The sequence below is a fragment of the Azohydromonas caseinilytica genome, from assembly GCF_012927045.1.
Taxonomy (GTDB): Bacteria; Pseudomonadota; Gammaproteobacteria; order Burkholderiales; family Burkholderiaceae_C; genus Azohydromonas; species Azohydromonas caseinilytica.
In genome coordinates this window covers 36,349-57,052 of the sequence record NZ_JABBFW010000021.1, presented here as the reverse complement: position 1 = coordinate 57,052, position 20,704 = coordinate 36,349, and the positions used below count along the sequence as shown (strand labels likewise).

The 20,704-nt window shown below is 70.6% G+C and carries 19 protein-coding genes; 5 read left to right on the top strand and 14 right to left on the bottom strand.

Annotation, left to right across the window (positions count from 1 at the left end; all coding sequences use genetic code 11):
• Positions 1 to 18: 18 nt before the first annotated feature.
• The 13 genes from HHL10_RS22345 to HHL10_RS22285 form a co-directional block, all read right to left on the bottom strand.
• Complete coding sequence (locus tag HHL10_RS22345) at positions 19 to 459, bottom strand: response regulator (protein WP_169162615.1); 441 nt, start codon at positions 457 to 459, stop codon at positions 19 to 21.
• 522 nt (positions 460 to 981) lie between these two features.
• Positions 982 to 1,806 (bottom strand): DUF429 domain-containing protein, encoded by an 825-nt coding sequence (locus tag HHL10_RS22340; protein ID WP_169162614.1) that lies wholly within the window; start codon positions 1,804 to 1,806, stop codon positions 982 to 984.
• A gap of 52 nt (positions 1,807 to 1,858) precedes the next feature.
• Positions 1,859 to 2,812: a 2-hydroxyacid dehydrogenase gene (locus HHL10_RS22335; RefSeq protein WP_375138974.1), complete on the bottom strand. Its 954-nt coding sequence runs from the start codon at positions 2,810 to 2,812 to the stop codon at positions 1,859 to 1,861.
• 19 nt (positions 2,813 to 2,831) lie between these two features.
• A complete protein-coding gene (locus HHL10_RS22330) occupies positions 2,832 to 3,797 on the bottom strand; it encodes a Bug family tripartite tricarboxylate transporter substrate binding protein (RefSeq protein WP_169162612.1) in 966 nt (321 codons plus the stop codon).
• A gap of 68 nt (positions 3,798 to 3,865) precedes the next feature.
• Positions 3,866 to 4,837 (bottom strand): Bug family tripartite tricarboxylate transporter substrate binding protein, encoded by a 972-nt coding sequence (locus tag HHL10_RS22325; RefSeq protein ID WP_169162611.1) that lies wholly within the window; start codon positions 4,835 to 4,837, stop codon positions 3,866 to 3,868.
• Positions 4,834 to 6,096: an alpha-hydroxy acid oxidase gene (locus tag HHL10_RS22320; RefSeq protein ID WP_169162649.1), complete on the bottom strand. Its 1,263-nt coding sequence runs from the start codon at positions 6,094 to 6,096 to the stop codon at positions 4,834 to 4,836. The genes HHL10_RS22325 and HHL10_RS22320 overlap by 4 nt, the downstream gene beginning before the upstream one ends.
• Positions 6,097 to 6,158: 62 nt before the next feature.
• A complete protein-coding gene (locus HHL10_RS22315; RefSeq protein ID WP_169162610.1) occupies positions 6,159 to 7,445 on the bottom strand; it encodes a glycerate kinase type-2 family protein in 1,287 nt (428 codons plus the stop codon).
• A gap of 254 nt (positions 7,446 to 7,699) precedes the next feature.
• Positions 7,700 to 8,605 carry a 2-hydroxy-3-oxopropionate reductase gene (locus HHL10_RS22310; protein ID WP_169162609.1) on the bottom strand — a complete coding sequence of 302 codons (906 nt, stop codon included), beginning with the start codon at positions 8,603 to 8,605 and terminating at the stop codon, positions 7,700 to 7,702.
• 140 nt (positions 8,606 to 8,745) lie between these two features.
• Complete coding sequence (locus HHL10_RS22305) at positions 8,746 to 9,540, bottom strand: HpcH/HpaI aldolase family protein (protein ID WP_169162608.1); 795 nt, start codon at positions 9,538 to 9,540, stop codon at positions 8,746 to 8,748.
• Positions 9,541 to 9,652: 112 nt separating this feature from the next.
• Positions 9,653 to 10,981 (bottom strand): glucarate dehydratase, encoded by a 1,329-nt coding sequence (gene gudD, locus HHL10_RS22300; protein ID WP_169162607.1) that lies wholly within the window; start codon positions 10,979 to 10,981, stop codon positions 9,653 to 9,655.
• 89 nt (positions 10,982 to 11,070) lie between these two features.
• Positions 11,071 to 12,045: a Bug family tripartite tricarboxylate transporter substrate binding protein gene (locus tag HHL10_RS22295; protein WP_169162606.1), complete on the bottom strand. Its 975-nt coding sequence runs from the start codon at positions 12,043 to 12,045 to the stop codon at positions 11,071 to 11,073.
• 262 nt (positions 12,046 to 12,307) lie between these two features.
• Positions 12,308 to 12,853, bottom strand: coding sequence for a DUF3455 domain-containing protein (locus HHL10_RS22290; RefSeq protein ID WP_235971722.1), 546 nt, complete (start codon positions 12,851 to 12,853; stop codon positions 12,308 to 12,310).
• A gap of 112 nt (positions 12,854 to 12,965) precedes the next feature.
• The gene (locus tag HHL10_RS22285) at positions 12,966 to 13,625 is read right to left on the bottom strand and encodes an HD domain-containing protein (RefSeq protein WP_169162605.1); all 660 of its coding nucleotides are present in this window, start codon (positions 13,623 to 13,625) and stop codon (positions 12,966 to 12,968) included.
• Between the two features lie 340 nt (positions 13,626 to 13,965).
• Between HHL10_RS22285 and HHL10_RS22280 the strand changes: the two genes are divergently transcribed.
• The gene (locus tag HHL10_RS22280; RefSeq protein ID WP_169162604.1) at positions 13,966 to 15,795 is read left to right on the top strand and encodes a pectate lyase; all 1,830 of its coding nucleotides are present in this window, start codon (positions 13,966 to 13,968) and stop codon (positions 15,793 to 15,795) included.
• A gap of 272 nt (positions 15,796 to 16,067) precedes the next feature.
• Positions 16,068 to 16,787: a FadR/GntR family transcriptional regulator gene (locus tag HHL10_RS22275; RefSeq protein WP_169162603.1), complete on the top strand. Its 720-nt coding sequence runs from the start codon at positions 16,068 to 16,070 to the stop codon at positions 16,785 to 16,787.
• 224 nt (positions 16,788 to 17,011) lie between these two features.
• On the opposite strand, the gene HHL10_RS22270 is transcribed toward HHL10_RS22275, so the two are convergent.
• Positions 17,012 to 17,731: a FadR/GntR family transcriptional regulator gene (locus tag HHL10_RS22270; RefSeq protein ID WP_169162602.1), complete on the bottom strand. Its 720-nt coding sequence runs from the start codon at positions 17,729 to 17,731 to the stop codon at positions 17,012 to 17,014.
• Between the two features lie 139 nt (positions 17,732 to 17,870).
• Here HHL10_RS22270 and HHL10_RS22265 point away from each other — a divergent pair, with 139 nt between their 5' ends.
• From HHL10_RS22265 to HHL10_RS22255, 3 genes are read left to right on the top strand one after another with little or no spacing between them, the layout of a single operon-like run.
• The gene (locus HHL10_RS22265) at positions 17,871 to 18,695 is read left to right on the top strand and encodes an NAD-dependent epimerase/dehydratase family protein (protein ID WP_169162601.1); all 825 of its coding nucleotides are present in this window, start codon (positions 17,871 to 17,873) and stop codon (positions 18,693 to 18,695) included.
• A gap of 17 nt (positions 18,696 to 18,712) precedes the next feature.
• Entirely contained in the window at positions 18,713 to 19,624 is a 912-nt protein-coding gene (locus tag HHL10_RS22260; protein WP_169162600.1) for an SMP-30/gluconolactonase/LRE family protein, read from the top strand.
• A 42-nt stretch (positions 19,625 to 19,666) separates the two neighbouring features.
• The gene (locus tag HHL10_RS22255; protein ID WP_169162599.1) at positions 19,667 to 20,638 is read left to right on the top strand and encodes a TRAP transporter substrate-binding protein; all 972 of its coding nucleotides are present in this window, start codon (positions 19,667 to 19,669) and stop codon (positions 20,636 to 20,638) included.
• Positions 20,639 to 20,704 lie beyond the last annotated feature (66 nt).

Genomic DNA, 20,704 nt, shown 5'->3' with positions numbered 1-20,704 from the left:
GGAGGCGGGCCGCCGGGTTCAGGCCCGCTTGAAGCCTTCGATCATCTGCTGCAGCGCCTGCGGGTCCACCGGCTTGACGAGGTGGCCGTCGAAGCCGGCCTCCTGCGAGCGGCGCTTGTCGGCGGCCTGGCCCCAGCCGGTGACGGCGATGAACAGTGCGTCGCTGGCCCAGGGCTCCTGGCGGATGCGGCGGCAGACCTCGCAGCCGTCCAGCCCCGGCAGGCCCAGGTCCAGCAGCACCACCTCGGGCTGCAGCCGCGCCGCGGCCTCCACGCCCTCGGGGCCGTCATAGGCGGTGTGCGCCTCGTGGCCGCTGAGCTGCAGCAGCATTGCCAGGCTGTCGGCGCTGTCGACGTTGTCGTCCACGATCAGCACGCGCCGGCCCTGCGGCTCGGAAGTCCGTGTGGAGTTCTGGACCGCCTCGTCGGACGGCATCGGGGAATCAGGATTGATGAGCATGGCGGGCGCAGCGGGCAAGGCCGCGGCTGAGGTTCGGAACCGGACCGCAGCAGATGCGGCCCAGGGCACATTGGACAAGAGTACGGCCGCTGCCGCTGCCTCAGGGACATCGGACCGCCTCGCCCGGTCGGGCTTTGAAAATTCGGCAAAAACGGCCGCCCCATGCAGGCCACCCTCGGCATATCTGCGCCGGAACGAATTACCCCTCCAAAATCCGCCCTCTCCGGCACGATTTGTCGAATTCGCGACGCTTCTCCAGTTTCTCTCCCAGCACGGCTCCCGTACCCCTACGTGTCGCACCAGAAATACACGCACCCGAGCTGCGCCGAATTGGCTTAGAAAAAGGCGATACCTACGCTGAGCCGGACAGATCTTCGAGCCCGCAGGATTCCAAGGCCAATACCGATGCCGTCGGTGTCTTCTTCCTAGCGCTGCTCTCTGAGGTCGAGGCCATCGACACGGCGCAGCTCAAGAACAGGGGCAAAAGCGTCTGAAGCGCCCGGGACGCCCCGAGCAACCGCCTTACCCCGCCCGCGGCGCGCTCACGATCCAGCCCTCCACCGGGTCGAAGCCGGCGGGCAGTCCCCAATCCTCCCGGCCGCCGGCCCAGGCCGCCTGCAGCAGGCACAGCACGGCATCGAGCCGGTCGCCGCTGGCGTCGGCGATCAGGGCGTCGTGCTGCGCCGGCGTCAGCTTCAGGCGCAGGTTCAATCGGGTGCGGCCCTGCTCCAGCGCGGCGACGATGTCCTTGCGCGCGATCAGCCGCTCCGGCGTGTGCTTGGCCGCATCGTCGTTCTTGTAGGAGCGGCGCCCGATCAGCTCCCATGCCAGCAGCCCGGGATAGGCCTCCAGCGCCACGCGCGCGCGGTCGCCCTCCAGCAGCCCGGGCAGGTGCACCCCTGCCTCTAGCAGCAGCGGCACGCCCGCGTGCAGCATGTAGGCCACCGGTGGATTGACCCATTTCATGGAGGTGCTCGATCCGGCCGGCGCGTCGCATTCGCGGTGCGCAAACTTGCGGCCCACCGGCCGCGCGTTGCAGAAGGCGGCGAAGGTGTCGCGGATCTGCGCGCGCTCCAGCGCCGCGTAGTGGCGCATCAGCTTCAGCCACTCGGTGGGCCAGCCCAGGTGCTCGACCAGCTCGCGCGGCAGCCCGAAGGGGAAGTCGAAGCCGCCGACCCAGGGCCCGGGATGCTTCAGCAAGGCGCCGAAGCCCTCCAGCGTCTCGAACGTGAGCAGCGCCTCCAGCTTCACCGTGGCGCCCGTGGCACGCCCCTGCGCCACCACCACGGGCTTGCGACGGCTGGGACGGCTGGAGAAATCGACGCCGATGACTTCGAGGGAGGACATCGGGGGATTGTCGGGCGGGGCGCCATGGCCCCGTCCCGGCAAGGACTGCGGCTCACGCCACCGGCGCCGCCGCTTTCAACTTCCCCTCGCTGAAGAACGCCCGCAGGTTCTCCAGCACCAGGTCGGCCATGGCCTGGCGCGTCTCGTGGGTGGCGCTGGCCACGTGCGGCAGCAGCACCACGTTGTCCAGCGCGAACAGCCCTTCGGGCACGCGCGGCTCGTCCACGTACACGTCCAGGCCCGCGCCGGCGATGGCCTTGTCCTGCAGCGCCTTGATCAGCGCCGCCTCGTCCACCACCGTGCCGCGCGCGATGTTGACCAGGAAACCCTTGGGCCCCAGCGCCTGCAGCACCTCGGCCGAGATCAGGCTGCGGCTCTCCGCGCCGCCGGCCGCCGCCACGACCAGGAAGTCGGCCCAGCGCGCCAGCTCCAGCAGGCTCGCCTCGTAGCCGTAGGGCACGCCCTCCACGGGCCGGCGGTTGTGGTAGCGGATCTCCATGTCGAAGCCGCTGGCGCGCCTGGCGATGGTGCGGCCGATGCGCCCCAGCCCGACGATGCCCAGCCTCTTGCCGCTCACGCGCGTGGCCAGCGGGAATTTCTCGTTGAGCCAGGCCCCGCGGCGCACGAAGCGGTCGGCCTCGCTGGCGCGCCGGGCCACGTCCAGCAGCAGCGTGAAGGCGGTGTCGGCCACGCAGTCGTTGAGCACGTCGGGCGTGTAGCCCACGGGAATGCCGCGGCGCGCGGCGGCCTGCAGGTCGATCTTGTCCAGGCCCACGCCGAAGCTGGAGATCACCTTCAGCGCCGGCAGCGCCTCGATGGTGGCGGCGTCGATGCCCACCGCCGCCGAGGTCACGGCGCCGGCGAACTCGCGGCCGTGCCCGGCCAGGTAGGCCTGGGGATCGGGCTGCTGCGCCAGCAGCACCAGGTCGAAGTGCCCGGCCAGCTGCTCTTCGAGCCAGGGCAGCAGGCGGCCGAGCTGCAGCACGCGGGGTTTTTGGTCGTTCATGGTCATGGGTGTGAGGTCCTCATTCGATCTTGACGCCGCCCTGCGCCACCACCTTGGCCCAGTTGGCGCGCTCGCGCTCGAAGAAGGTGGTGAACTCGGCCGGCGTCATGGTGTGCACTTCCGCGCCCTGCCCGCTCAGGCGCTGGCGCACCTCGGGCGTGCGGATGATGCGGGTGAGCTCGGCCGAGACCTTGTTGAGCACGGCCGGCGGCGTGTTGGCCGGCATCAGCACGCCCTGCCAGGTGCCGGACTCGAAGCCCTTGACGCCCTGCTCGGCGATGGTGGGCACGTTGGGCAGCAGCGCCACGCGCGTGGCCTTGGACACGCCCAGCACCTTGAGCTGGCCCGACTGCACGAAGGGCAGCGTCGCCAGCATGCCGTTCATCAGCACATGCGCCTGGCCCGCCACCGTGTCGTTGATGGCCTGCGAGCCGCCCTTGTACGGGATGTACTCCCACTTGGCGCCGGTGGCCTTCTCGATGGCCACGCCCGCCACGTGCGGCGCGCTGCCGATGGCCGTGACGGCGAAGTCCATCTTCTGCTTCTGCGACAGCGCCACGAGCTCCTTGAGGTTGCCGGCCTGCACCGAGGGATGCACCACCAGCAGGTGCGGCGAGTAGGCCAGCATGGTCACGCCCTTGAGGTCCTTGCTGGGGTTGAAGGGCAGCCGGTTGTAGACCGAGGCGGTGATGGCCAGCGCGCCCACGTCGCACAGCAGCAGCGTGTGGCCGTCGTTGGACTTGGCGACGGAGTCGGTGCCGGTGTTGCCGTTGGCGCCGGGCTTGTTCTCGATGATCACCGTCGTCTTCAGCGCCTCGCCCAGCGGCTGGCTGATGGCGCGGGCGATGATGTCGGAGCTGCCGCCCGGCGGGTACGGCACCACGATGCGCAGCGGTTTCGTGGGCCATTGCTGGGCCTGCGCGCCGGCGGCGGCCAGCGCCAGGGCGGACAGGGCAAAGAGGCGGCGGGTGATGGCGTGGGTCATGGAAGTCCTCTCGGAGGGACGTGGCTCGGGGCGGAACAAAGCCGGCGCGGCGGCCGGCTTGCAGGGGGTCACTCGATCTTGATGTTGGCGGCCTTGATGAGCTGCGCCCACTTGGCGACCTCGGCCTTCTGGAAGGCGGTGAACTGGTCGGTGCTCAGCTGCCCGGGCTCCATGCCCAGCTTGGCCAGGCGCTCCTTGATGTCCGGTTGCGCCAGGATCTTGTTGACCTCGTCATGCAGCCGCTGCTGGATCGCCTTGGGCGTGCCCGCGGGCGCGAAGATGGCCTGCCACGACACCACCTCGTAGCCCGGCACCGTCTCGGCCACGGTGGGCACGTTGGGCATGTTGGGCAGCCGCTTGGCCGAGGTCACGGCCAGCGCGCGCAGCTTGCCCGACTCGATGTGCGGACCCGCCACCACGGTGGTGTCGAACATCATGTCCACCTGACCCGCCATCACGTCCTGGATCGCCGGGGCGCTGCCCTTGTAGGGAATGTGGTCGATGCCGATGCCGGTCTTGTGTTTCAACATCTCCAGCGCCAGGTGCTGCGAGGTGCCGTTGCCCGCGGAGGCCGAGGTCATCGGCTTCTTGGCCTTGCCCGCGGCGATGACGTCGGCCACGGTCTTGTAGGGGCTGTCCTGGCGCGTGACCAGCACCACCGGGTTGGTGCCGATGAGCGCGATGGGCACGAAGGACGTGACCGGGTCGTAGCCCAGCTTCGGGTACAGGCTGACGTTGATGGCGTGCGAGCTGATGGTGCCGCCCAGGAGGGTGTAGCCGTCCGGCGCCGCGCGCGAGACCTGCTCCGAGCCCACGCCGCCGCCGGCGCCGGCCTTGTTGTCCACGATCACCGTGGTGCCCAGCGCCGGGCCCAGCTTCTGCGCGATCAGCCGCGCCACGATGTCGCTGGTGCCGCCTGCGGGGAAGGCGACGATGTAGGTGATGGGCTTGCTAGGCCACTTGTCCTGCGCCTGAGCGGCGGGCAGCGCGGCGGCCAGGGCCAGCGCGGCGACGGTGAGGGTTCGGCGGGTGCGGTTCATCGCTTGTCTCCTTGGTTCATGTAGTTCGTGTGAATGGGCAACAGCTGCTGCGGCCCCAGCTCGGCCAGCCGATTCAGGCCCAGCAGCCCCATGTCGGCGTGGATTTCGGCGCGCAGCAGCGCCAGCGCATGCGCCACGCCGGCTTCGCCGCCGACCGCGGCGGCGTAGTTCATGGGCCGGCCGACGAAGACGGCGCGCGCGCCCAGCGCCAGCGCCTTGAGCACGTCGGTGCCGCGCCGGAAGCCGCTGTCGGCCAGCACCGCCACGGGTCCGGCGGCCTCGGCGACGGCCGGCAGCACGCGCAGGGGCGAGACGGCGCCGTCGAGCTGGCGCCCGCCGTGGTTGGAGACGATGACGCCATCCACGCCGGCGGCGCGGGCCAGCTTCACGTCCTCGGGATGCAGCACGCCCTTGAGCACCAGCGGCCCGCTCCAGCGGCGGCGGATGTCGCGCAGCGCCTCCCAGTCCAGGTGCTCGCGGCCCGAGAAATCGCGCGTCACGTCGCGCGCCACCAGCGGCGCGCCGCGCTCGGCGCCCACGTTCTCGAAATGCGGCATGCCGTGCACGAGCAGCGTGCGCAGGAAGGTGCCCAGCGCCCAGCGCGGATGCGTGACGCCGTCCCACAGCAGCCGCAGGTCCGGCCGCAGCGGCGTCTTGAAGCGGTTGCGCACGTTGTTCTCGCGATTGGGCACCACGGCCGAATCGATGGTCACCACCAGCACCGGCGCCCCTGCCGCCTTCACCCGCTCCACCAGCCGCGCCGTGGCCCGCGGATCGCGCCCCAGGTAGGCCTGGAACCAGGTGCCGGGCGCCTGCTGCAGCACTTCCTCCATGCGGATGAGCGAGGAACTGCTCAGCACCATGGGCACGCCGGCCGCAGCCGCCGCGCGCGCCTGCGCCAAGTCACCGCGATAGGCGGTGAGCGCGCTGATGCCCATGGGCGCGATGCCGAAGGGAGACGAATAGCGCGTGCCGAACAGCTCCACCGACTGCTCGCGCCCGGCGACGTTCACCAGCATGCGCGGCAGGAAGGCCAGCTCCTCGAACGCGGCGCGGTTGTCGCGCAGCGAGGCATTGGTTTCGGTCGCACCCGAGACGTAGCCGAACAGGGGACGCGGCAGCCGCGCCCGCGCCGCGGGCTCGAAGTCGTCCAGGCACAGGAAGCGCTGCAGCGCACGCGGCGCCACGTAGGCCGCAGGCGCGCGCGCGCCGGCCGGCGGCGCTTCGGGCGATGCCCCCACCGCCGGCTCCACCGGCATGGCGGAGGCCTGGGCGCGGGACGGGGTCTGGACGGCCATGGAGCGCAGCGCCTGTCCTGCGGTCAGGCCGCCGGCTGGTCGATGACGATGGCCCGGAAGTCGTTGACGTTGGTCAGCGTCGGCCCGGTCACCACCGAGTCGCCCAGGGCCTGGAAGAAGCCGTGGCCGTCATTGTTGTCGAGGCTGGCGCGCGGGTTGATGCCCTGGGCCCAGGCGCGCGCCAGGGTGTCGGGCGTGGCGATGGCGCCGGCGATCTCCTCCACGCCGTCCACGCCGTCGGTGTCGCCGGCCAGGGCGTGCACGCCGCTCAGGCCATCCAGCGCCACGGCCATCGACAGCAGGCATTCCACGTTGCGCCCGCCGCGGCCCTGGCCGCGCAGCGTCACCGTGGTCTCGCCGCCGGAGAGCAGCACGCAGGGCGCGGCAACGGGCTGGCCCTGAATGGCCACCTGGCGCGCGATGCCCGCCAGCACCTTGCCCACGTCGCGCGCCTCGCCTTCGAGGCTGTCGCCCAGGATGTAGGGCGTCACGCCCGCCTCGCGCGCCACCTGCGCCGCGGCCTCCAGCGCCATCTGCGGCGCGGTGATCATGCGCACCTCGTGGCCCTGCAGCCGCTCGTCGCCGGGCTTGACGCTCTCGCTCTCCTCGCGCTGCAGCCACTCGCGCACGGCGGCCGGCACCTCGATGCGGTAGCGCTCGATGATGGCCAGTGCCTCGGCGCGGGTGGTGGTGTCGCCCACGGTGGGGCCCGAAGCGATGTCCATCGGGTTGTCGCCGGGCACGTCGGAGATCAGCAGGGTGTGCACCCGGGCCGGATGGCAGGCCGCGGCCAGGCGCCCGCCCTTCACCGCCGACAGGTGCCGGCGCACGCAGTTCATCTCGGAGATGGAGGCGCCGCTGGCCAGCAGCGCCTTGTTGACGGCCTGCTTGTCGGCCAGCGTCAGGCCCGGCGCCGGCCCCACCAGCAGCGAGGAGCCGCCGCCGGAGATGAGCGCGATCACCAGGTCGTCGGCGCCCAGGCCGGTGACGAGCGCGCGGATGCGCTCGGTGGCGCGCAGCCCGGCGGCGTCGGGCACCGGGTGCGCGGCCTGCACGATCTCGATGCGCTCGCACGGCACCTCGTAGCCGTAGCGCGTGACCACCAGGCCCTCCAGCGGGCCGTCCCAATGCTGCTCCAGCGCCCGCGCCATCTCGGCCGAGGCCTTACCGGCGCCGATGACGATGGTGCGGCCTTTCGGCTTGGGCGGCAGGTGCGGCGGCAGGCACAGCGCCGGCTGCGCGGCGGCGATGGCGGCCTCGAACATGCGGCGCAGCAGGGGGCGGCGGTCGGGGGGGGTGGGGGCGGTCATGGGCAGGTCCTTGATCAGTGGTTCAGTAAGCGCTGAAGAGGAGGCCTCCAGCGATCACCGATGCGCAGGCCGTGAGCCAACCAAGTCGTCATGCCCGCGTACGCGGGCATCCATGTTTGGCCGGCCAGCAGGCCGGCGGCTTTGCGTGGCACTACGTGAGGCTGCGGAACTTGGATTCCCGCTTTCGCGGGAATGACGACGTTTCGTCTACGGCCTGCGCACCCATGCGCACGAGGCCGCAAGACTGACAAGCCTCACTCCGCCTTCTGCGCCACCTCATGGTTGCCCATGATCTCCAGCGCCCGCACCAGCGCCGAGTGGTCCAGGTCGGCCATGCCGTTGGCGGCCAGCACCTGCATCAGCTGCGCGGCGTTGGCGGTCTGCGGCAGGGCCAGGCCCAGCTCGCGCGCGCCCTGCAGCGCCAGGCCCAGGTCCTTCTGGTGCAGCTTGATGCGGAAGCCCGGGTCGAAGGTGCGCTTGATCATGCGCTCGCCGTGCACCTCCAGGATGCGGCTGGAGGCGAAGCCGCCCATCAGCGCCTGGCGCACCTTGGCCGGATCGGCGCCGGCCTTGCTGGCGAAGATCAGCGCCTCGCCCACGGCGGCGATGTTCAGCGCCACGATGATCTGGTTGGCCACCTTGGTGGTCTGGCCGTCGCCGTTGCCGCCCACCAGCGTGATGTTCTTGCCCATCTTCTCCAGCAGCGGGCGCACCTTCTCGAACACCGCCTCGTCGCCGCCGCACATGATGGTCAGCGACGCCGCCTTGGCGCCCACCTCGCCGCCGGAGACCGGCGCGTCGATGTAGTCGGCGCCCAGCGCGTTGATCTTCTGCGCGAAGGTCTTGGTGGCCATCGGCGAGATGGAGCTCATGTCCACGATCACCTTGCGCTGACCGCCGGCGCCGGCCTGCAGCGCGCTGGCCACGCCGTTCTCGCCGAACAGCACGGCTTCCACGTCCGGCGTGTCCGGCACCATGGTGAAGACGATCTCGGACTGGCGCGTGACCTCGGCCGCGTTGGCGCAGACCTTGGCGCCCGCCGCGGTGACGGCCTCGGGCACGTTGCCCACGGTGTTGACGAAGAGCTGGTGCCCGGCGTTGACGAGGTGCAGCGCCATGGGCGTGCCCATGATGCCCAGGCCGATGAATCCGATGTTCATGAGGTTTCCTTTGCTACCAAACGAGAGAGGAAAGAGGGTTCCGGTTCACCGTTCGCCCTGAGCGTGTCGAAGGGCCTGCCGCCCGGCCGGGCAACAAGGCTTCGACAGGCTCAGCCCGAACGGCATCCTTCTTGCCGCGATCAGTACGTGCCCGAGGCCGGAGGCTGCGCCACCGGTTGCGCCCGCATCTCCTTCAGGATCTGCTGCGACCCCGAAGCCAGCAGCCGCGCATCCGAGCTGATCGTGACGAACTGGAAGCCCTTGGCGATGCGCGCCAGCGCCACGTCGGTGCGGCCGTTGTGGATGCCCGCGACCACGCCGTGCGCCTTGGCACGCTCCAGGATGTGGTCCACGGCCTGCGCCGCCTTCGGGTCCAGGTCGTCGAAGGTGGGCTTGCAGCCCAGCGACAGCGACAGGTCCGAGGGGCCGATGTAGATGGCGTCCAGCCCTTCGACCGAGAGGATGTCGTCCAGGTTGTCCAGCGCCTGGGCGGTCTCGATCATGGCGAAGCGCACGACGGTGTCGTTGGCGTGCTCGGGGTAGTCGGCGCCGCCGTAGTACAGCGCGCGCACCGGGCCGAAGCTGCGCACGCCGCGCGGGGCGTAGCTCGTGTAGGCCACGAGCTTCTGCGCGTCCTCGCGCGTGTTGACCATCGGGCAGATCACGCCGTAGGCGCCCGCGTCAAGGATCTTCATCAGGATGCCCGGCTCCAGCCAGGGCGCGCGCACCACCGGCACGGTGTCGGTGGTGGAGATGGCCTGCATCATCTGCACCATGGCCTGGTAGTCCACCACGCCGTGCTGCACGTCGATGGTCAGCGTGTCCCAGCCCTGGTGGGCCATGACTTCCGCGGCAAAGCCGTTGGGGATGGCGAGCCAGCCGTTGACGGCGGCGCCCCCGGACTTCCACAGCGAGCGCAAACGGTTTTCTCTCATGGCATCTCCAGCCTTGGGGTTCGGTGGCCTGAGTGAGGTTTCAGGCGGGGTCGTGAGTGGGTGAAAAAGGCGCCGCCGCGGGCTGCGGCCCAGCGGCGGCGCGGGCAAGCTGTCAGCGCACCAGGCAGGGCCGCTTGTTGTCGAAGGTCCAGCCCGGGATCAGGTACTGCATGGCGATGGCGTCGTCGCGCGCGCCCAGCCCGTGCTGCTGGTACAGGGCGTTGGCCTTCATCACGGCGTCCATGTCCAGCTCCACGCCCAGGCCCGGCTTCTTCGGCACCGCCACCTCGCCGCCGACGATGCGCAGCGGCTGCTTGGTCAGGAACTGCCCGTCCTGCCAGATCCAGTGCGTGTCGATGGCCGTCACCCGGCCCGGCACCGCGGCGGCGGCGTGCGTGAACATCGCCAGCGAGACGTCGAAGTGGTTGTTGGAGTGCGAGCCCCAGGTCAGGCCGAAATCGCGGCAGGTCTGGCCCACGCGCACGGCGCCCTGCATGGTCCAGAAGTGCGGGTCGGCCAGCGGGATGTCCACCGACTGCAGCACCAGCGAGTGCACGAACTGGCGCCAGTCGGTGGCGATCATGTTGGTGGCCGTGGGCAGCCCCGTGGCGCGGCGGAACTCGGCCATCACCTCGCGGCCGGAGAAGCCGCCCTCGGCGCCGCAGGGGTCCTCGGCATAGGCCAGCACGCCGTGCATGTCGCGCATGAGGCGGATCGCGTCTTTCAGCAGCCAGCCGCCGTTGGGGTCGAGCGTGATGCGCGCATCCGGAAAGCGCGCCTTGAGCGCCTTGATGGCCTCGACCTCCTCCTCGCCGCGCAGCACGCCGCCCTTGAGCTTGAAGTCCTGGAAGCCGTAGCGCGCCTGCGCGGCCTCGGCCAGCTTCACCACGGCTTCGGGCGTCATCGCCGCCTCGTGGCGGATGCGCAGCCACTCGTCGTCGGCGTCGGGCGCGCTGTCGTAGGGCAGATCGGTCTTGTTGCGGTCGCCGATGTAGAACAGGTAGCCCAGCATCGGCACCGCGTCGCGCTGCTGGCCCTCGCCCAGCAGCGCGCACACCGGCACTTCCAGCTCCTGGCCCAGCAGGTCCAGCAGCGCCGACTCCACGGCCGTGACGGCGTGGATGGTGGTGCGCAGGTCGAAGGTCTGCAGTCCCCGCCCGCCGGCGTCGCGGTCGGCGAAGCGGGTGCGGATCTCGGTGAGCACGGCCTGCCAGTCGCCGAGCTTGCGGCCCACGACCAGCTCGCGCGCGTCTTCGAGCGTCTGGCGGATGGCCTCGCCGCCGGGGACCTCGCCCACGCCGGTGCGCCCGGCGCTGTCGGTGAGCACGAGCAGGTTGCGCGTGAAGTACGGGGCATGCGCGCCGCTGAGGTTGAGCAGCATGCTGTCGCGCCCGGCGACGGGAATGGCCTGCAGGGAAGTGACGGTGGGGGTGGTGCTCATCGGGAATCCACGTTGGGGCGGCGAAAACCGGGGGGATGCGGCGGGCCGGGCAGCCCTGGCGGCCGGCCCCGGCACGGCAAGGTGGCGCCTCAGTCGGCCGTGATCTTTCGTGTCTCGATCACGTTCTTCCAGCGCGCGTACTCGGCGGCCTGGAACCTGGCGAACTGCTCGGGCGTGTTGGCCACGATCTCGAAGCCCTGCTCGGTGAGCTTGCCCTTCACCGCGGGCTCGTTGAGCACCGCGGCGATGTTGCTGGCGAGCTTGGTCTTCACGTCGGCGGGCAGGCCCTTGGGGCCGGCCACGGCCTGCCAGGAGTACACGTCCACGCCCTTGACGCCCGCCTCGCCCAGCGTGGGCACCTGCGGCAGCAGCGCGGCGCGCTTGTCGCCGGTGACGGCCAGCGCGCGCAGCTTGCCGGCGTTGATGTGCTGGATCACGGCGTTGATGTTCTGGAACGAGGCGTCCACCACCGCGCCCAGCAGGTCGGTGATGGCCGGGGCGCCGCCCTTGTAGGGCACGTGCGAGGCCTGGGTGCCGGTCTGGGCCCAGAACAGCTCGGCCGTGAGGTGGTCCGAGGAGCCGTTGCCCGAGGAGGCGAAGGTGAGCTTGCCCGGGTCCTTCTTGAGCGCGGCCAGCAGGTCGGCCACGGTCTTGTAGGACGAGGCCGCCGGCACCACCAGCACGTTGGGCGCCTGCACCGCCACCGTGATGTAGTCGAAGTCCTTGGTCGCGTCGTAGGGCACGTTCTTGAGCAGGTGCGGCGCGATCACGTACGGGCCCAGCGAGGCCACCAGCAGCGTGTAGCCGTCGGCCGGTGCGCGCTTCACCTGCGCCGCGCCGATGGTGCCGGTGGCGCCGGCCTTGTTGTCCACGATGAAGGTCTGGCCCAGCCTTGCCTGCAGGCCCGAGGCCAGGGTGCGGGCGATCATGTCGGTCGATCCGCCGGGCGGGAACGGCACCACCATCGTCACCGGCTTGGCCGGCCAGGCCTGCGCCAGGACGGGGCCGGCGACGCACAAGGCTGCCGCGGCGGTGGCAACGCTCAACAGGGTTCGACGAAGCATTGGGGTTGTCTCCTTGATCCGGACCGGAACGCTGGCTGGCTGCGGGTCACCCGCGCCTTCCGGGCGCGCGCTCCCCGACGCCCGGCCGGACATCATCGGCCGCAGCCGTGAATGCCTGGACCGGGTTGCGCCCGAGAACATGTGTCTGTTGTCGGTCATCGTACAACTAGCGTCACACCAAGACAAGGCATGCCGGATTGGGGAGAACACGTAGCCCGCCGGCCTGGGCCCGGCGCTGGAGGATGGCGGAGGGCGGACGGATTCAGCGCGGACGGAAGAACAGGTAGTCCGCCGTGTAGGGCACCCGCACCGAGGTGCCAGTGCGCGCGGCCGAGCAGCCTGACTTGGGCGCCGTGCCCCCCACGGTGTGGATGCGCTGGATGCTGCTGACCCGGCTGAACAGGCCCTCCCCGCCCACGGAGCGGGCGCTGAGCAGCAGCCAGGGAATGGCGTCGGGCGTGGGCGCGTCGGCACGCTCCTTCACCATGCCGGCGACGCGGCTGCCGTCGTCGGCCTCCCAGTGCGGGCCGACGTAGTGGCGGCCGATGCGCCGGCCGCGCGTGTCGAACAGCTCGGCCTCGGGCGCGACGAGGGCCCACTCGTAGCCCTGGGCGTTGGCCTTGAGGCGGCACTCGTAGACCTGCACGCCCCGCGCCGGCACCCGCAGCGCCAGCTGCTCGTTGGCCGGAGGCTTCAACGGGTCCGGCACCTCGGGCGCGGATGGGCCGGGCTGCAGGCTGCCGCAGCCGGCCAGCAGCAGGGCCAAGGCCCCGAGGCCGCCGCGCAGCGCCATGGAGGAATGGGACATCGCTCGCCTCCTCGCATCGGGTGGAGCGGCGATTGTGGCGGCGCCCCGCCCCGGCGCCCGGCATTGCCCCCACCGGGCACCCCGGGCCGCGTTCAAGACCGCCCGGCCCGGCTCACTTCTGCGGTGCGGCGCCCCGGCCTGCGTCGTCGGAGCCGGCCAGGCGCGCCAGCGAGCGCGCCAGGTTGGCGCGCGCCGGCGCCTCGAAGCGCTGCCTGAAGTGGTCGGTGGCGTACAGCGCCGGGCGCTCCAGCAGGCGCTGCAGCAGCGCGCGCCGGCCCGTCCTGAAGCGCTCCTCCGGCACCCAGGCGTACTCCTGGCGCACCTGCCGCTCGTACTCGTCGAAGCGCGCCGGCGTGGCGCCGAGGATGGCCAGGTCCGCGTCCAGCAGCAGCCGCGCGTCCGGCGTGGCGGGCAGGGCCTCGTGGCGGGTGGCCAGGATCAGCGCGGCCACGCGCCCGCCCACCACCGCATCGACCCCGGCCGCGCCCAGCGCCTCGCGCGCCCATTCGGCGCTGCGCGCCTCGTTGTCGCCGGCACGGGGGTCGTACACGGCATCGTGGAACCACAGCGCCACCTCGACCTCGGCCGGGTGCCACGCCAGCGGCAGCGCGGGCTCCAGCAGCGCCACGGTCTCCCGCAGGTGCTGCAGCGTGTGGTAGTGGCGGCCACCGCAGGCATAGGCCATGGCCAGGGCATCGCGCAGCGCGTGGCCCTCGGCGCCGCTCACGGCGCCCCAGGCCCGTTGCCAGGAGCGGCTCAGCAGCTCATCCATCGCGCATCTCCTCTCGCCGCTTGCGCCGGCCTACGGGCCGGCCTGTGCCGGAACGGTGCATCGGGCGCGCTCTTCAGCACAAGTCGTCCGTCAACCGATGATCTATTTCGTGCTGTTTCCAACACCAATTCAATCACCATCAGCCGTTTTTCCTAACAGAAAAATCCGCCGAACTGCTGCTTGGGATTTTCCTGGGGTGTAGGAAGCGGCATTAGTTCATACGATGTCCTACAACTTGTTCGCCACGGACAGGTCTTGTCTGGCCGGCATGGCGCCATCGCGGCGCCCTCCTCCTCCCGGCGCGGCCAGCCCCTCACCGAACCCCCGAGAGAGAGAGACGATGAAGCGCAGAACCTTCGTGATGTCCGGCCTGGCCCCGGCGGTGCTGGCGGCCTGTGGCGGCGGCAGCGAGAACGCCCTGCTGTCCGCTTCCGAGACGGCGGCCGATGTGCCCGGCGCCGGCATCGGGCACCTGCAGGGCACCGTGCGCGACGCCGTGATGGCGATGCGGCGCGCGGTGCAGCACATGGACGAGAACGTGTCCTACAACGGTGGTTACGTCTGGGACTACCTGCCCGACCTGTCGCGCACCTGGGGCGAGATGGAGGCCAAGCGCACCATGTGCTGGATTCAGCCCCCGGGCACGCCCTCGGTGGGCCATGCCCTGATCGATGCCTTCCACGCCAGCGGCGACCCGGTGATCTACGCGGCGGCCCGGCGCACGGCGCTGGCGCTGGTGGCGGCGCAGCACCCGGCCGGCGGCTGGAACTACATCCACGACTTTGCCGGCGAAGCCTCGCTCAAGGACTGGTACGAGACCATCGGCAGGAACGGCTGGCGCCTGGAGGAGTTCCAGCACTACTACGGCAACGCCACCTTCGACGACGCCGGCACGGCGGTGGCCTCGCAGGTGCTGTTGCGCATGTACCTGGAGAAGCGTGACAAGCGCTTCGAGGAGCCGCTGAACAAGGCCATCCAGTTCGTGCTGGACGCGCAGTTCAAGGGCGGCATCGCCGACGGCGGCTGGCCGCAGCGCTTCCCCGCCGTCAACGGCACCGCCGAGATGCCCGCGCCCAATCCGGAGCAGATTCCCGACACGCCCGGCGTGCGCCAGGGCATGGAGGACGGCGACTACACGCGCCACGTCACCTTCAACGACGACGTGGCCGGCGAGAACATCAAGTTCCTGCTGATGTGCGTGGTCAGCCTGGGCCGCACCGACCTCATCGAGCCGGTGCAGCGCGCCATGCAGTGCCTCAAGCGGCTGCAGTATCGCGAGGGCGCGCAGTCGGGCTGGGGCCTGCAGCACCTGGCCGCCCCTGCCGCCGACGGCCGCCCCGCGGGCGCCCCGGCCGGCGCGCGCAGCTACGAGCCGCGGTCTCTCGCCACGCACACCACGCAGACCAACATCCAGCAGCTCTTCAACTACTTCCGCCTCACCGGCGATCGGCATTACCTCGACGGCGTGCCCTCGGCCATCGACTGGCTGGCGAGCGTGCCGCTGAGCGACGAGGCGAAGGCGCAGAACCCGCTCATCCGCACCCGCACACACCCGACCTTCGTCGAGCTCGGCACCAACAAGGCGCTGTTCGTGCACCGCTACGGCTCCAACATCCACAACGGCGCCTACTACGTGGACTACAGCCACCTCGATACGCCCAGCCACTACTCGGCCGGCCGCAACATCGACATCGCCGGGCTGCGCAAGACCTACGCCCAGCTGATGGCAATGACGGAGGCGCAGATCGCGGACATGGTGGCGCGCTCGCCGCTCAAGGCCACCACGCCGCGCGCACTGCCGCGCTACTTCTCGCTGCGCGAGGTGGACTTCGCCGACCTGTTCGCGGGCAGCGTGATGGCGAGCCCCACGGTGAGCGAGGCCGCGGCGCAGTCGGTGATCAACGACCTGGGCGACAAGAACTACTGGCTCACGGCGCTGTCGGCCGCCACCAACCGCTACATCGGCGACGGGCCGAGCACGCCCTACACGGGCACGGCCTACCAGAGCAAGCACGTGGGCGACCGCTACGACACCTCGCCCTACGACCCGGCCGACCCGCCCCTGGACGGCAACTACACGCCGCAGCCCAAGCCGCAGGGCATCTCGACCACCGGTTTCGTCAGCAACCTCGGCAAGCTCATTGCCTATGTGGCGCCGGTGAAGGCGTGATGACGTGAGCGGTGCGGCGGCCTGGGGCTGCCGCGCTGCAGGCGGGGTGGCCAGCAGGCGGCCCCGCCGCCCGAAACGGGCTCAAGGCGGATGCGGCGCGGCTGGCGGGGCTCATCGCGCTGTTGAAGCGAGCCCAGGCGCGCTGCCCGGCCGTGTCCACGGCGGCAGCGCGCGGTTGTCAGGCCCGTTGCGGACGTTGGCGACAATTCGCCCACGCTCAACCACCGCAAACGCCGCCGCCGTGCCCGCGCACGGCCGGCTGCCAGACAACCATGACCGAAGAACTCCGCCTGCAAAAGGACAGCGGCGGCACGCTGGCCGACCGCATCTACGCCCGCGTCGTGGAGGCCATCCTGCGCGGCGACTTCGGCGTGGGCGGCAAGCTGCCCACCGAGGGCGAGCTCGCCAGCCGCTTCGGCGTGTCGCGCCCGACGGTGCGCGAGGCGCTGTCGCGGCTGCGCTCGGACGGCGTGATCGAGACCCGCCGCGGCTCGGGCAGCCACGTGGTGGCGCCCGGCGGCGCGCCCGCGGCCAGCACGCCGCCCATCGCCAGCCTGGCCGACATCGAGCGCTACTACGCCTTCCGCAGCTGCGTGGAGGCCGGCACGGCGGCCGCCGCCGCCGAGTACCGCGACGCCGAGGACCTGGACGCCCTGCGCGCCGGCTTCGAGGCGCTGGGCGAGGCCATGGAGAGCGGGCGCAGCGGCATCGAGGAGGACCTGCGCTTCCACTTCGCCATCGCCCGCGCCGCGCACAACCCCTTCTTCCTGCACACCATCGAGACCAGCGTGGCGCCGATCCGCCAGTTCATGGAGCTGGCCAACAGCGTGACCGACAAGAAGAGCCTGGAGCGCGTGCGCACGGTCCAGGCCGAGCACCAGGCCATCATGGACGCGATCGCGCGCCGCTCGCCCCAGGACGCCGCGGAAGCCGTGCGCCTGCACGTGCTCAACGCCAAGCGCCGTATCTTCGAAGGCACGCGCCTGCCCTGATCTCCCTTCAGGTGTCGGCAAGTTGTTTGACAACTTGCCCTTATGACTGACAATTGCGCCCGCGGCACCGGCCGCCCGGGCGCGTCAGTGAGCGCCTGGGGACCGGTGCCGCAGCCGCTTTCCGTTCGCAGCACCCGTCCATGCCCGCCCCCGCCCCCGTCCGCGCCCGAGTGGCGCTCCCTTGTCGCAATGGCTCGCGCCGTAGAGGCCGGGAGCGCTCGCGCTCAGCAGCAGTCGCCCGCCGCGCGGCGCCGGCGCTCGCGGCTGTTGGCCAGGTGCGTGCGCATGGCCGCGCGCGCGGCCTCCGGGTCCTGGCGCTGGATGGCGTCGAAGATGCTCTCGTGCTCGGCGTTGGCGCGCAGCAGGTAGGCCTTGAGCTCCTCGTTGCTCTCGTCGCTCAGCCGCGCGCGGGGAATGATCCGGGCGCCCAGCGAGCTCAGCAGCTCGGTGAAGTGGCCGTTCTGCGTGGCGCGGGCGATCTCCAGGTGGAAGCTGAAGTCCGGCGCCACCGCGTCGCGGCCCTCGCCCACGGCGGCGGCGAACTCGTCGAGTGCGTGGCGCATCTCGCGCAGGTTGTCCTCGCCGCGGCGCATGGCCGCCAGCGCGGCGGCCTCCGTTTCCAGCCCGATGCGCAGCTCCAGCACCGCGATCACGTCGCGCAGCGTCTCCAGCTGCTCCGGCGTGATGCGGAACGAGGCCTGGCCCGGCCCGACCACGAAGGTGCCCACGCCATGGCGCGTCTCCACCAGCCCGGCGGCCTGCAGCTTGGAAATGGCCTCGCGCACCACCGTGCGGCTGACACCGAATTCCGCCATCACCGCCGCCTCGGTGGGCAGCTTGTCGCCTGGGGCCAGTACGCCCTCGCGGACGCGCTCGCCCAGGACGTCGACGAGCTCCTGCGCCAGGGAGCGGGGCTTCTTGCGGATGGGCAGTACGGTGTTCATGGCTCGGTGTAATCCCTGATCTGCTGTGCCTTGACAGTCAAGGCACGAAAAACTCAAATAGTTGTACGACAACAGATGACAGACGACAAGCGCAGTTTCCTCAAACGCTTGTCCTCGTTAACCCGGAGTTTCGACCACCATGCTGACTGAGCCTGTCACCCCGCTGCGCTTCAACCGCCTGCTGCTCACCGGTGCCGCCGGCGGCCTGGGCCGCGAGCTGCGCACGCGACTCAAGCGCTATTGCGACACGCTGCGCCTGTCGGACGTGGCGCCGCTGGGCGAGGCCGCCCCGGGCGAGGAAGTCGTGACCGCGCCGCTGCAGGACAAGGCCGCCGTGCACGCGCTGCTCAAGGACGTGGATGCCGTGGTGCACCTGGGCGGCGTCTCCACCGAGCAGCCCTGGCAGCCGATCCTGGAGGCCAACATCGTCGGCACCTACAACCTGTACGAGGCCGCGCGGCTCAACGGCGTCAAGCGCATCTTGTTCGCCAGCTCCAACCACGTCACCGGTTTCTACAAGCAGAACGAGGTCATTGGCACCGACGCGCCGGCGCGTCCGGACGGGATCTACGGCCTGTCCAAGGCCTTCGGCGAGGACGTGGCGCGGCTGTACTTCGACCGCTTTGGCATCGAGACCGCCTGCGTGCGCATCGGCTCCTCGTTCCCCGAGCCGCGCGACCGCCGCATGCTGGCGACCTGGATGAGCTACGACGACCTGGAGCGCCTGGTCATGGCCGTGCTGACCACGCCGGTGCTGGGCTACAGCGTCATCTACGGCATTTCGGACAACCAGACGCGCTTCTACGACAACAGCGGCGCCGCGCACATCGGCTACCGGCCGCAGGACAGCTCCGACCGCTTCCGCAGCGCCGTCGAGGCCCGGCAGCCCAAGCTGGACCTGTCCGACCCGGCCGTGATCTACCAGGGCGGCGCCTTCGTGCGCACCGGCCCCTTCGAAGGCTGAAAAGGTTCGCCACCGCCATGACGCAATCCGACAACCGCAACGACAGCCCGGCCGTGAACGCGCTGTGCGAGGTGCGCAACCGCGTGGGCGAGAGCCCGCTGTGGAGCGTGCAGGAGCAGGCGCTGTACTGGGTGGACATCGAGTCCAGGCGCCTGCACCGCTTCGACTGGGCCGCGCAGCAGGAACAGCGCTGGGATGTGCCCGAGCGCATCGGCTGCATCGCGCTGCACGCGCAGGGCGGGCTGATCGCCGCCATGGAGACGGGCCTGTTCCGGCTGCGCCCCCAGGCCGGCGGCGAGATCGGCATCGAGCTGCTGCACGCCGTGCACTTCGAGCAGCCGGGCATGCGCTTCAATGACGGGCGCTGCGACCGCCAGGGCCGCTTCTGGGTCAGCTCGATGGTGATGGACATGTCGCTGGCGCAGCCGGCCGGCGTGCTCTACCGCTACGACCGCCGCGGCCTGGTACCGATGGTCGAAGGCCTGATCACCGGCAACGGCCTGGCCTTCAGCCCCGACGGGCGCACGCTGTACCTGTCGGACTCGCACCCCAAGGTGCAGCGCGTGTGGGCCTTCGACCTCGACGCCCAGGGCAACCTGAGCCACCGGCGCGAGTTCATCGACATGAACCGGCACCCGGGGCGCCCCGACGGCGCCGCGGTGGACGAGGACGGCGCCTACTGGATCTGCGGCAACGACGCCGGCCAGGTGCACCGCTTCGGGCCCGACGGCCGCCTGGAGCGCTCGCTGCATGTGCCGGTGAGCAAGCCGGCGATGTGCAGCTTCGGCGGCCCCGAGCTGCGCCACCTCTTCATCACTTCCATCCCGCCCGCGCAGCCCGCCGCGGGCTTCGAGGCCGCGCTCGACGGCGCGGTGTTCGTGACGCAGCCGGGCCCGCGCGGGCTGCCCGACATGCCCTTCCAGCCCTGAGCAAGCCGCTCTCTCGCACAACCACCACAAGGAGACACCACCATGTTCAACAAGCGCTTCACCCTGGCCGCCGTGGCCGCGGCGCTGGCCGCCTTCGGCGCCCAGGCCAAGGAACTCCGCTCCGCCGACGTGCACAACAGCGACGACTACCCCACCGTCGCGGCCGTGAAGTACATGAGCCAGGTGCTCGAACAGAAGAGCGGCGGCAAGTACAAGATCAAGGTCTTCAACAAGAGCGCCCTGGGCACCGAGAAGGAGACGCTGGACCAGGTCAAGATCGGCGCGCTGGACATGAACCGCGTCAACATCAGCTCGCTGAACTCGATCTGCCCGAAGTCGCTGGTGCCGACCATGCCCTTCCTGTTCAGCTCCATCGAGCACATGCGCCACGTGCTCGACGGCCCGGTGGGCGAGGAGATCCTCAAGGGCTGCGAGCATGAGGGCCTGGTGGGCCTGGCCTTCTACGACAGCGGCGCGCGCAGCATCTACGCCAAGAAGCCCGTGCGCACGCTGGCCGACGCCAAGGGCATGAAGATCCGCGTGCAGCCCTCGGACCTGTGGGTGGCGGTGGCCGCCGCCATGGGCGCCAACGCCACGCCCATGCCCACCGGCGAGGTCTACACCGCGCTCAAGACCGGCCTGATCGACGCCGCCGAGAACAACATCCCCTCCTACGAGGGCTTCAAGCACTACGAGGCGGCCAAGGTCTACTCCAAGACCATGCACTCGATGGCGCCGGAGATGCTGGTGATCAGCAAGGCCGTGTTCGACAAGCTGCCCAAGGCCGACCAGGACCTGTTCCGCGCCGCGGCCAAGGAGTCGGTGGCGTTCCAACGCAAGAAGTGGGACGAGCAGGAAGCCAAGGCCCTGGAGATCGTGACCAAGGGCGGCGCGCAGATCGTCTCCGACGTGGACCAGGCCTCGTTCAAGGCCGCCATGGCGCCGGTGTACGCCAAGTTCATCAACACGCCCGACCTGCAGCGCCTGGTCAAGGCCGCGCAGGACACCAAGTAAGCCTTTCCTCCAGGCCGCCGGCCCTCACGGGCCGGTGCCTTTGACGCGGGTCGCGCCGCCCTTGGC